The 12,492-nt window shown below is 60.0% G+C and carries 8 protein-coding genes; 6 read left to right on the top strand and 2 right to left on the bottom strand.

From position 1 onward, the window contains the following. The first annotated feature begins 199 nt into the window (after nt 1–199). Nucleotides 200–4,126: an FG-GAP-like repeat-containing protein gene (locus VGU25_13490; protein ID HEV2578216.1), complete on the top strand. Its 3,927-nt coding sequence runs from the start codon at nt 200–202 to the stop codon at nt 4,124–4,126. A 15-nt stretch (nt 4,127–4,141) separates the two neighbouring features. Further along, complete coding sequence (locus tag VGU25_13485; GenBank protein HEV2578215.1) at nt 4,142–4,741, top strand: hypothetical protein; 600 nt, start codon at nt 4,142–4,144, stop codon at nt 4,739–4,741. A 5-nt stretch (nt 4,742–4,746) separates the two neighbouring features. On the opposite strand, the gene VGU25_13480 is transcribed toward VGU25_13485, so the two are convergent. After that, entirely contained in the window at nt 4,747–5,517 is a 771-nt protein-coding gene (locus tag VGU25_13480; GenBank protein ID HEV2578214.1) for a LytTR family DNA-binding domain-containing protein, read from the bottom strand. Between the two features lie 2 nt (nt 5,518–5,519). Continuing rightward, entirely contained in the window at nt 5,520–6,695 is a 1,176-nt protein-coding gene (locus VGU25_13475) for a histidine kinase (GenBank protein HEV2578213.1), read from the bottom strand. Nucleotides 6,696–6,882: 187 nt separating this feature from the next. Between VGU25_13475 and VGU25_13470 the strand changes: the two genes are divergently transcribed. From VGU25_13470 to VGU25_13455, 4 genes are all read left to right on the top strand, one after another. Continuing rightward, nucleotides 6,883–7,836 (top strand): tetratricopeptide repeat protein, encoded by a 954-nt coding sequence (locus tag VGU25_13470; GenBank protein ID HEV2578212.1) that lies wholly within the window; start codon nt 6,883–6,885, stop codon nt 7,834–7,836. A 158-nt stretch (nt 7,837–7,994) separates the two neighbouring features. Next, on the top strand, nt 7,995–11,264 hold the full coding sequence (locus VGU25_13465) for a choice-of-anchor D domain-containing protein (GenBank protein ID HEV2578211.1): 3,270 nt from the start codon (nt 7,995–7,997) through the stop codon (nt 11,262–11,264). A gap of 178 nt (nt 11,265–11,442) precedes the next feature. Then, nucleotides 11,443–12,066, top strand: a complete 624-nt coding sequence (ispF, locus tag VGU25_13460) for a 2-C-methyl-D-erythritol 2,4-cyclodiphosphate synthase (protein ID HEV2578210.1) — start codon at nt 11,443–11,445, stop codon at nt 12,064–12,066. 72 nt (nt 12,067–12,138) lie between these two features. After that, nucleotides 12,139–12,447 (top strand): hypothetical protein, encoded by a 309-nt coding sequence (locus tag VGU25_13455; GenBank protein ID HEV2578209.1) that lies wholly within the window; start codon nt 12,139–12,141, stop codon nt 12,445–12,447. The last annotated feature ends 45 nt before the right edge of the window (nt 12,448–12,492 follow it).

Genomic DNA, 12,492 nt, shown 5'->3' with positions numbered 1-12,492 from the left:
CCTTCGGGGTTCGGAGTTCTATCGTGGCGCGCTATACTGAAGCGCCCCAACACCCCGCTCCGAAATGTTCTCGAAGCTCACCAGGCTCCGTTCGGCCCTCTTCGCTGCCTTCTTGCTTCTCAGCGTCGGCCCGTCCTGTCTTTCTGCAGAAACCTTTAAGAACCCGCGCCGCATACCGACTCCCGTCGACCCCGCAACGATGGCTATCGGCGACTTCAACGGTGACGGACTCCCGGACATTGCCTGGGTCGACTTCTCGACCTCGCCGTCCAAACTGCACATCCTGATGGCCACCGCCGGCGGTGACTACACCAACGCACCCGACATCACCTTTCCGGTCACGACCAGACCTCCGGAGTGCGTCGTCGCAGACTTCAATAAGGATGGCCATCAGGACCTGGCCTGCACCAGCGCCTACGAATTTACGAATAACGTGGACGTATATCTCGGCAATGGCGACGGGACCTTTCAGACCCCGGTCGTTACTGCTGTCCCCTTTCAAGACAACGGCAGCTACTCTATCCCCCTGCTGATGCTGGCGGGAGACCTCAATGGCGACGGCTACCCGGACCTGATCGAGGGCCAGGGATACGGCGGCCAGAACGAAATCCTCCTAGGCGACGGCAAGGGTGGCTTCACGGTTGCTTCGGCCGTTCAGTCCGACATCAACAACGGTGCAGTCTTCGCCGCAGACGTCAACGCAGACGGCATACCTGACCTTCTGCTCTCGCAGGGCCCCGAAGTCGAGCTCGGTACCGGCGGCGGAAAATTCGGCCTGGTAACGAACTACTCCACGCTCGCGAACTACGGTGCGAACTGCGTCTTCCACGACATGGAAAACTCAGGGCATCTTGACGCCGTCTGCGGCTTCGTCGATTCCAGCGACGGAGACATAACAGGCGGCTCCCGACTCATCATTCTCCGCGGCAATCCAGACGGCTCGTTCAACACCACCCCAATCTCCACAACTCAGTACGGCGACCAGGCGTACGAATTAGATGGATTCGGGACGTTCTTATTCCCCAAAGCCGTCTACGACGCCAACGGCGATGGCATACCGGACGTACTCGCCTACGCAGCGGATGGCACCTCCGTCCTGCTGGGACAGACCGGACTCACCTTCGCCTATCCGATGCACTTTGCGACCGGCTACTTCGCCAGCGATTTCGGGCTGGCCGACTATCAGTTTCGCGTCGCGGATATGAATGGCGATGGTATCCCGGACGTCGTATCGATTGCTGCACACGGCATCTACATCAGCTACGGCCAGAGCGATGGAACCCTCGCAACTGCACCGGCCTATGAAATGGGAGAACTACTGACCGCCGCTACGGTCGCTGACTTCAACGGCGACGGCGTTCCCGATGTCGCCAGCACTGGCGAGGTGCCCATTCACCTGAGCCTGGGAAAGGGCGATGGTACGTTCCTTGCACCAACGAATCTGTCCAACGGCACTTCCAGCATTAACTTCAGAGGCGGCTGGATCCTGCATGGTGATTTCAACGGGGACCACAAGCAGGATCTCGTCGCCAGCGATAGCACCGGCGCCCCCTGGCTACTCTTCGGCAATGGCGACGGCTCGTTCCAGCCGCCGATTGCGATCACCAGCGCTTCAAACAACTACTTCCACAATCTCAGGGACGCGGCCGCGGTCGACATCAATGGCGACGGTCGCACTGACCTGATGAATGCAACCGTCAACTCGACCGGCGCCACACTGATCGCCAACCTCTCAAACGGCGATGGTTCCTTCACATCAGTGACCAGCACCGTTCCGGACGATGCCATCTATAACATTCCGCTTCCGTCCTTCGCAGATTTCAATAAAGACGGAAAGCTCGACGCAGTCTATGGAGGGCTTACCCATCTCTACACAGCACAGGGCAACGGCGACGGTACCTTCACACCCGGCGTAGCATTGTCGATCCCCGCACTCTCCGGAATCGCGACAACGAACGCCATTGCGACAGCCACCGCAGACTTCGATGGCGACGGCAACGCCGACATCGCCGTTCTCGCCGTTTATGGCAGCACGGGGTCGTGGAACAACACCTACTACACCGCGGTCTGGGTTTACTACGGCAATGGGAACGGAGGATTTTCCACTCCGGTGTTTGCGGGTTCATTCGACCGCGAGTATCTAAACCTCACTGCGGTTGATCTCAACCGAGACGGCCTCGCCGATCTCGTGCTTGGATTCAGTAGTGCGTACGCTACAAGCCTCGTCGACCTGGCCTTCGGTGACAATGTGGCCGTTGTAAACTCCCAGCCTGGTCGGACATTCGGTGCGGAGATGGATTACACAGCCGGCTATTCAACACTTGTTCCTATCGTGACCGATCTCAATGGCGATGGATATCCGGACATTGTGGTTCCCAATAACGGTGGCGCTTCGTCCGAACTCAGCGGAAACTCCATCACGGTCCTGCTCAATTCCGGCGCAGTCACCGGTCCACCATCCACTACCAGTCTCACCTGCTCTCCCGCATCCATTACCGTCTTCAACACGGCTGCTCTCACCGCGACCGTCATTTCCACTAGTGGCACGCCCACAGGCTCCATCGCATTCACCGACAACGGAGCCGCGCTCGCCACGCAAAGTCTTCTCAGCGGCGCAGCCAACCTCACCTACACCGGCCTTGTCGTCGGAACCCACACCCTCACCGCGACCTTCGTTCCCACCGGCGCATTCGGCGCCAGCTCCGCCTCATGCACGGAGACCGTGACGACGCTTCCCTCCACTTCCGTTCTGTCGATCACTCCATCCACCTCCACCTATGGCTCGCCGGTCACGCTCAACGCTACAGTCTCCCCCGCGACACCGCCCGGCCCCAGCACTCCCACGGGCACCGTCACCTTTTACAACGGCAGCTCCGCGATCGGCACCGCGACGCTCGCCGCCGGATCCGCCTCTCTCACGCTCAGCACACTTCCTGGCGGCACCGACAACCTCACCTGCACATACAGCGGAAGCTCCATCTACTCCGCGAGCTCCTGCAACATCGTTCCCCTGCCGGTGAACGCAGCTCCAACAGCCTTGACGCTCACATCCAGCAACAATCCCGCAACCGCGCTCACCGCTGTCACCTTCACGGCGTCGCTCGCCGCCAACGGCAAACCCGTCGGCGCTGGCGATACCATCACTCTCAGCCTCAACGGACAAACCTTCACCCTCACCACCACTGCAAACGGCTCGGCGACGTACACGATCAACACACTGACGCCCAACACCTACCCGGTCACCGCCAGCTTCGCTGGCACATCCAATCTGCTCGCCAGCACGGGCTCTCTCACTGAAGTCGTCTCTCCCGCTCCAACTACAACCACGCTCACCGTCTCTCCAAACCCCGCCTACGCGACCCAAACCGTCAACATAACGGCAGCCGTCTCCGCACAAGGCACGTCCGCACAACCTACCACCGGCACTGTCACGTTCTATGACGGCGCGACCTCGCTCGGCACACAATCCGTCAGCCTCGTGAGCACCGCCACGCCGACCATATCCACACTCGCCGTCGGCACGCACCCCATCACCGCTGTCTTCACTCCAGCGACCGACACCTTCGTCACCTCCACCTCACCCGTTGTGAACGAAGTCATCCTCGCCAGCGGCTTCACCATTGCGCTCGCCCCCGGCAGCATCACCATGCAGCGCGGCGCATCTGCGACCGCCGCCATCAAGCTCACGAGCGTCGGCAACTTCGCCGGCCCGCTCTCCCTCACCTACGGCACCCTTCCCACCAACGCATCCGCTTCCATCAACCCCGGCTCCGTGACACTCAGCACCGGCGGCACAGCCTCGTCAACACTCAGCCTCAATACTCTGCTCAAGTCCAGCGGCTCTGTCAGCGATATCCCCACCCGGCCCGGCTCCCGTGCACTCCCCGCTGTATTCGCAGCCTTCGCGCTCCTGTTCGTTCCGCTCGGCTGGGCGCGGCGCAAAAATCTCACGCGCCTGCTGAGCCTCGCCCTTCTGGCCCTCGCGCTTCAGACGACCACCGGCTGTACCAATGCCTGGTACACCGCCGCCACCGTCGCTCCCGGAACCTATCAGATCCCTGTCATCGCCACCGACGTGAACCACAACACCCAGACCGCCACGCTCACCATCACCATCACACCCTAATCCTGAGGAATGGACTTGCCTCGCGCCTCACGCTTACTCATCCTGTTCACTCTCTGCGCGCTCGCAGCCCCTCTTCATGCAGCCGCGCAGGGAGGCTCCACGGCCAGCAGGCGCATCACTCCATCCGTCTTCGCCGGCATCACCGGCGTCGAGACCGGCCTCGATGCAGGCCGCAACGTCAGCCTCACCGCCGGCGTCGATTTCGACTTCCTCCCCGACCACATCCTGCACCCAGCCATCGAGTACCGCGGCACCTACGCCATCGCCAAAGGCCAGGTCGACAGCCTCAAGACCAACCTTGCCGGCCTCAAGATCTCGAGACCCTTCCGCCGATTCCGCCCCTACGCCGACTTCCTTGCCGGCCGCGGGGAGACCACCTACGCGAACGGTGGCTACCAGGTCCCCGGCAAGCTCGTCTTCTATACGCTGTCATCTTCAAACGTCTTTTCGCTCGGCGGCGGTACCGACGTCTTCGCCACCGGCCACCTCGCGCTGAAGCTGGACCTGCAGATGCAGCGCTACTCGAGCCCAGTCACAACCTCCGGTCACGTCTACTCGGAGACAGGGACCATCGGAGTCGCGTACGTCTTTCATATCGGCCGCAGGCCGCTCTAGCGCTCTCAACGCGCGTGACTCGCTCGTTTTCCCAGCAGCCGCTCGACCGCCTCTTTCTGATAGCGCGACATCCGCAGTTCCTCGCCGCTCTGCAGAACGATGATGTGGCTGCCCTGAAACCACGGCTGCACCTCCCGGATTCGTCGCACATTCACAATTGTTGACCGGTGAATGCGAATGAACTCGCCCGGGTCCAGCTTCTCCATCAGTGCCTGCAGCGTCTCGCGGACCTCATACACGCGGCGCCCCACATGCAATCTCGCGTAGTTGTCCTCCGCTCCAATCCAATCAATCTCCTCCACGGCGACAAACACAATCCTTCCGCTCGAAGCCACAGCGAGGCGCCGTACATAATCTGACGCATAACGATTCTCCAGCAGAGCGAACAGCCTCTTGGCCGCATCTTTGTCCTGCCGGTTCTGCCAGCCATCCCGTGCCCGCGCCAGTGCGCGCGACAGTCGATCCGGCACAAATGGCTTCAACAGGTAATCCACTGCATTCGCGTCAAACGCGCGCATCGCGTACTTGTCATATGCCGTAACGAAGATCGTCGTCGGCATCTCTTCCACTCCAATGCATTCGATAACCTGAAACCCGTCCATCTCGGGCATCTGGACATCGAGAAACACTACGTCGGGTTTCATCTGCCGGATCGACCGCACCGCCGATTCTCCGTCCTCGCATTCACCGACAATCGTGATTCCACCATCTCGCTTCAGCAGGCGCGATAGCGCGGCCCGCGCCAGCGCCTCGTCATCCACGATCAAGGCCCGCATCGTCATACTGCAGCCCTCGATGGAACGCTGGTCGCTGCCGGCACGCCGGAATGCAGAGGGATGACGATCAGGACAACCGCTCCTCCGGGACTCAGCGGACGAAACGTAAGCGACGCGCCCGATCCATAGCTATACTCCAGCCTCGCCCTCGTATTTCTCAGGCCGACGCCGCGCTGGTCCAGCGGTGTCTGCGACTCCTCCACGATGCTGTTCCGGTTCCACACTTCAATCTGCAGATCATCCTCATGCCGGCGCGCAAAGATCTCGACGCAATCCTGTCCTTTGCGTTTGCCGATGCCGTGCCGAATGGCATTTTCGACAAGCGGCTGCAGGATCAGCGGCGGCACCGAATAATTCAGCACCGCAGCATCCGCGTGAACCTCTACCGCAAGACGCTCACCGAAACGGCGTCGCTGAATACCGACATACAGATCCAGAATCTCCAGCTCCCGGGAAAGTGGAATTTCCTTCGCTTCCATTTCATCCAGAGCCACACGCAGCAATTGACTGAGGCGGAGAAGAACATCCTCCGCAGCCTGCGGGTCCTGCTGAACCAGCGTTATCGCGGCCTGAAGCGTGTTGAAGAGAAAATGCGGCTGCAACTGGATGCGCAGCTTTTCGAGGTCGGCGGAAGCCAGGGATGCTTCAACCTGGGCCCGGTGAACCTCGCGTTGTCGAGCTTGCTCGCGAAGCTGCACCCGTCCCGCTATCAGAATGATCGTCAGGTACGCAATCACCGCGAAAATCCCGCGCATCGCTATCCACTGGCTCACCAGACCGATGAACGTAGCGGGCAGTTCGTGATGGCGTGTATAGATCCACCCGGCGCATCCCCTTCCCAGGGCTTGCGCACCCAGGCAGACAAAAAAGCCGAAGGCGTGAGGCTTGATGAGGTGCGTCGTCCACTTCGGCCCGACAATCGGGTAATGCTCCCCAAGCTGATAGATCAGCGGAGTCAGCGGGACCATGACAAACCAGTTGAACGCTGCCCACGCGAGATAATGCACAAACGGCAGCTGCCTTCCCAACGGAACATCCGCCGCGAAGACCTGGCTCGCCTCAAGGATGATGAGCCCGCTCCAGCAGAGCACGGAGAATGCAAGCTGTCGCAGATAGCGTTGGCGGGAAGTCACCCGCGGACCAAACGCCGCACCCGGAAATGACGACGATCCTTGCATACATCTCTGAGACCGCAGTCTAGTGCGTGCAGCGATCACACCGCCACGTGATTCTCCATCTCAAAAATTCGCGATTACGATTCACCTCGCGCCTCTGACCATTCACCCCAACAAATTTCTCGCGGACCCTTTCGCATAGGTCGGAGCTGCACCTTCCGCCTATCTTCTTGCCACGAGGTGAGAACGTATGCGCTCTTCGATAATCCTGACCGTTGCCCTCTTCATCCTGATTGCTAGCACCAGAACCTTCGCCCAATATGCACAAATTGACCCGCGCACCTTGCCCGCCGAGATCGCCGCACAAGAGACCATCGTGGCATCCGCGGCCAGCAAGGACTGGCAGGCATGGCTGAAACTCGCGGTTCTCCTTGAGGATGCTGGAAGCTACCGTCAATCCGAGGACGCCTATCGTCAGACCATCGCTCTCTTGCGAGCGCCCGACCCGCTCACCGTCGCGGACGTCTTCGATCACATGGCCACCATGTACATCGCGAGCGGCCGGCCATCGGAAGCTGAGCCCATTGAACGTCATGCCCTCGCCATCCGCGAATATCAGCACGACAAACTCGGCGCAGGAGTCAGCCACATGCATATGGCGATGATCCTGCTGGGCGAGAACGCGCTGCGCCCCGCTCAGGCTGAAGCACAGACCGCCGTCAATCTCCTCGTCCCTGAATACGGTGACCACGCAGGCGTATCCGTCGCGACTCCCGAAGAGAAGATGAACGCGTTAGTCGATCTCTCGCTGATTCAATCCGCCTCGGGTGCGAGCCAGACCGCGCTGGCCGCTCTCCAGGGAGCGCTTCGCATCGCGCACGAAAACTATCCGGATGACAGTATTCCCGTTGGCTACATCGAATTCACGCTCGGCCAGACCTTGTGGAAGACCGGCGATGCAACCCAGGGGGACATATTGATGGACCGCGGCGTACAGAAACTTTCCAGCGAGATCAGTTGGAGCCATCCGGCCTACCTCGGAACCCTGCGGCAATACAAGGTGTTTTTGCTCGCCACAAAACAGCAGGGCAAGGCTCAGCAGATCGCGGCCAAAATCGCTACGCTCGAGAAGCTCGATCACCCTTTGGTCTCATTCGCCGTAGCCTCAGCCAGCGCCGCGAACTCTCACAACCTCCCGAAATAATTGCAATCCGGGCGAGATGCCTGAAGGGGAGGGTCTACCCACAATTGGCCTCAGTCCTCCCCACACAATTTTCACGTTCGAACCTGTCCTCTCTCGGCTATACTCCCCGGCGAAGTTCACTTATTTAAATCTTCGTTATCCGGGCCATGGGGTGTGCTTTGGGCGTAAGGCGTTCGATCTTCTTTGCTGGCTTTCTTCTCGGTTCATTCGTCCCTCTCACAGCTCAGGTTCCCGCACGATCAAACGCAAAGATCGTCGGCAGCAATCTGCCCATCGTCTTCGAGCCTGCACCTGCCGCACAAGACAGTTCCGTCGCCATCATCGGCCGCGTGGCTGGCGGGACCGTCGCCTTTCGACCTTCGGCAATCGAGATCTACACCGGTCACCAGCCCGGCCCGTTCGCAATCACCTTCGATGGCGCTCAACCGACCCCACCCAGCGCTGTTGACCGTGCGCAGAGTCAGACCAATTACCTGCTCGGAAGTGATCCGGCGCTGTGGCGCACTCACGTCGCAAACTACGCCAGGGTCGTCTATCTCGGCTTGTACAAAGACATCGACGCTGTCTTCTATGGCAACGGAAGCCACCTCGAGCATGACTTCATCGTGAAGCCCGGTGCGGATTACCGGCAGATCCGTATGCGTCTCCCGGCGAACTCGCAGGCTCACATCGAGAGCGACGGCGCGCTCACGATGACCCTCGCCGGCATGTCACTGCGCATGGACGCGCCTTCTATCTATCAAAACGTAAACGGTCAAAAGCAGCCTCGCGACGGAGCATTTCACTTGCAGTCCGACGGCTCCATCGGCTTCACGGTCGCACACTACGATCCACGTTTCGACCTGGTCATCGATCCGGTACTCGACTTCTCAACCTATCTGTCTCCTTTGGGATCGGACGGACTCGCAATCGCGACGGATGCGAATGGCAACAGTTATGTGACAGGCACGGGCTCGCTTGGGTTCCCAGTCACCAGTGGTGCATTTTCCAGTTGCGCCACGTGCACGGCGAACAACGGTGTCACCTTTATCAGCAAACTCAGTTCCGATGGCTCAAAGCTGATCTATTCCACCGTGCTCGGCGGCAACAGCTTTGCCCAGCCCACCGGCATTGCGGTGGATGCAAGCGGAGATGCCATCGTTTCGGGTTGGACCGGCGCGACGGACTTCCCCACCAAGTCAGGCCAGCCGATTCTGCCTCAGAACAACAACTACGTGGGATTTCTCGTCTCGCTCTCGCCAGATGGCTCTTCGCTGAACTACGGCACCCTGCTGAGCAGCGGGCCGGCGGCCACGCAGAGCGCGATGACGTATGCGACCGCCGTCGCCTTGGACAGCACCGGCAATGCCTACGTAACTGGAGAGACCGGGGGCGGATTTTTCATCTCATCCGGAGCTCTGAACCATGCCGTCACGGGCAACTCTTCTTACAACAGCTTCGACGTTTATCTGGCCAAATTCAGCCCCGCCGGCGCTCTTGTCTACAGCGCGGTGCTCGGAACCGCTGACCCGCAAAACGGAGGCGGAGGACCGATCGGCGCAAGCGCCATCGCCGTCGATGCCGCTGGCGACGCATACGTCGCCGGACAGGCCGGCACACTTTGGCCCATCACAAGCGGCGCCTATCTCAGCACGATCGCAGGATCGCAGCCGTACGCGACTCCCTTCGTCATCAAAGTTGCACCGGATGCGAAGAGTGTCCTCTATTCCACCTACCTGGACTACGCCTACGTTGTGAAGGGCCTTTCCGTGCTCGGCAACGGAAATGTATTCATCACGGGTGACGACGCAGGAAAGACGTACCCCACGACGAGCAACGCCTACCTGGCGAACAACGGAAGCGGCTCTTCTTCGTTTCTGACCGAGCTCAATGCGAGCGGATCCGCCCTAGTCTACTCCACCATGGTCTGCGCAACATGCACTGTGAATGGAATGGCGATCGACTCCAGCGGCAACATCTGGCTGGCGTCGCAGACCAGTGACGCGCAGTTTCCGCTTAAGCTGCCGCTGCAATCGATCATGGCATCACCCATGTCAGTCGTAAGTGAATTCGATCCGACCGGACAGAACCTGGAGTTCTCAACTTTTCTGGGTGGCCCGGCCGCCGGATATGCAAGCAGCGTGGCCATCGATCCGAACCTGCGCGTGCACGTCTCAGGAGCAGCCCAGTATGGCATGTACACAACCAGCGGCGCCTACGCCGGTTCGGTTCCTGTTCCCGGCGCCGGATACACCTCATCCACCTACGCCTATGTCGCTCTGATCGATCCCGCAGTCTCCTCGGCCGGCCTGTGCCTCAATCCCAACTACGCCTTCAACCTGACTGCCCCGGTTGGCAGTTCTACTGAGAGACAGCTGACAATCACCAGCTGCGGTGCGCAGCCGCTATCCATCACCAACATCACGACCCCTTCAGGGGACTTCTCCATTCCTTCAGCCGAGAATGGATGCCTCCAGAATCTGGCCGTCGGCCAGAGCTGCACGGTTTCGGTGCATTTTGCGCCGTCTGTTTCGGGCAATCAATCCTCTACCCTGACCATCGCTTCAAACTCGCCCATTCCCGCAGTGCTGCCACTTACAGGCACCGGAACGACGGCACCGGTGATGACACTCTCGGCCACCTCCCTCACCTTCGGCCCCCAACTGGTTGGCACGACATCCGCCGCTCAGACCATCACGATCTCGAATACAGGAAATGCCACTCTCAACGGCATCGGCTTCGGACAGATCTCGGCCGATGAACCGATCTTTCCGCTCACCTACACGTGTGGCTATTCGCTCGCTCCCAATACCTCCTGCACATTCAGCGTTGCTTTCAAACCATCGGCGACAGGTACAACGTCCGCCACAGTCCTCGTTGAAAACAGTTCGAATCTACCTTTGCAGCAGGTGAGCCTCTCTGGGACATCCCCGAAGACGCCATTCTCCATCGGCACCCAAACCGCCGGGAGCACGAGTAACACGGTTACCGCTGGCGTCACGGCAAACTACGCACTCTCCATCACTACCGCCGGAGGGTATACCGGCACAGTGAACATGTCCTGCACTGGCCTTCCGGCGAACGCCTCGTGCGGCTTCACTCCTGCCAACCTCTCTCTTACCAGCGGCACTCCAACAAATTTCACGCTCTCCATCTCTACTGAAACCACCCAGACCGCCGCTCTGCTGCACACAGGTGAATGGGGAACAGTCCTCGGACTTCTCCTTGTGATCCCGTTCAAGCGGAATCGAAAACGAGCTGCAGCCCTGGTCTGCTTCGGAACGCTCCTGTTTGCCACCGCCATTTCCGGATGCAGCGGTGGCGGAGGTTCGGGAACGACAACCCCGCAACCGCTAAAGGTCGCACCGGGCACCTACACGATCCAGCTAACGGCTTCCGATGCCTCCTCAAACCAGGCGACAGAAGCCATAACCCTGGTCGTTCAATAACCGTTCGACCACTTGACAAACCCCGACGCATAAAAGCGCGGAGAACCCTTGCGCCGGGTTGCGGCTTCAGATCAGGCAGCCATAAAGTCCAGACCTAAAGTCTCTTTTTCGAAGACTTTGCACAAAAAAGTACGGGGGGAGGGGTACCACCCCAAAACTTCGATTTACGATAGTCAGAATGTCGATGCGCATCGGTCTCGGCTTTGACTCACACGCCTTCAAGGCCGGAGTTCCGCTGGTCATCGGCGGCCTAAGGATCGACCACCCCGAAGGCCTCGCGGGCCACTCCGACGGCGACCTCCTTCTCCACGCCATCACCGACGCCCTTCTGGGCGCCGTCGCCGCCGGCGACATCGGAACATTTTTTCCGCCGAGCGACCCGAAGTGGAAAGGAGCCGATTCCACTGTCTTCCTCCAGACCGCCATTGAGGAGGTCGCGCTCGCCGGCTATAAGATCGTCAACATCGACTGCGTGCTCGTGATGCATCGGCCGAAGATCGTTCCCATCGCGGCTGAGCTCCGTGAGCGCGTCGCCGACCTGCTCTCGCTCGACATCAAGCGGGTGAGCATCAAGGGCAAGACCCCCGAAGGCCTCCTCCAGGACTCCACCGCCGTCTGCCACGTCGTCGTTCTTCTCGAATCCATCGAGCTTCCTGCGGAAGACAAACTGATCGCAGTTTCTGCAGAAGCGCCCGATGAGGCTGAGATCGACGGTGTGGTCAGCTCGTTGCTCGAAGAGCCCCACGACCTGACCGCGCTCGGCCGCAAGCGTCCGGCGTTCGACCCCGACGACCTTACTTAGTAAATCGCTGAAATCTCTTGGTTAGGCTCGCGGTTCTCGGATACATTGGGTGCAATCCCAGGAGGCAATTCCATGGACCAATATCAGGCACAGCATCTAGGCGCCGCGTTCGCAGGGATGATCGGGGTTTTCATGTTCATCGCCCTGATCTGCCTGGCGTTCATCATCTTTTTGTTCTGGCGAATCTTCACGAAGGCGGGTATGGCGGGACCTCTTTCGCTGCTCGTCATTCTCTGGCCCATCGGCCTGATCGTAGACCTCTGCATTCTTGCTTTCGCGCAGTGGAACGTTGTTCCGGCGCCACCGCAATATGGCACGTTGCCGCCGAATTATCCTCCGCCATACCCTCCCGCGCCGCCTACGCCTCCATCGCAGCTCTAGTCCACACCGGGCGGCGGAAGAAGCTCTAGTACCATTGAAGTTGTT

Source organism: Acidobacteriaceae bacterium (genome assembly GCA_035944135.1).
GTDB lineage: Bacteria > Acidobacteriota > Terriglobia > Terriglobales > Acidobacteriaceae > Granulicella.
Note: the sequence above shows the minus strand (reverse complement) of the source record. Positions and strands in the feature narration are given on the sequence as shown.

Bases quoted from the DNA above. Each gene is read 5' to 3' on its own strand.
- VGU25_13490 (HEV2578216.1), top strand. From the start codon at position 200: ATGGCTATCGGCGACTTCAACGGTGACGGACTCCCGGACATTGCCTGG.
- VGU25_13455 (HEV2578209.1), top strand. From the start codon at position 12,139: ATGGACCAATATCAGGCACAGCATCTAGGCGCCGCGTTCGCAGGGATG.
- VGU25_13475 (HEV2578213.1), bottom strand. From the start codon at position 6,695: ATGCAAGGATCGTCGTCATTTCCGGGTGCGGCGTTTGGTCCGCGGGTG.
- VGU25_13480 (HEV2578214.1), bottom strand. From the start codon at position 5,517: ATGCGGGCCTTGATCGTGGATGACGAGGCGCTGGCGCGGGCCGCGCTA.
- VGU25_13470 (HEV2578212.1), top strand. From the start codon at position 6,883: ATGCGCTCTTCGATAATCCTGACCGTTGCCCTCTTCATCCTGATTGCT.
- ispF (HEV2578210.1), top strand. From the start codon at position 11,443: ATGTCGATGCGCATCGGTCTCGGCTTTGACTCACACGCCTTCAAGGCC.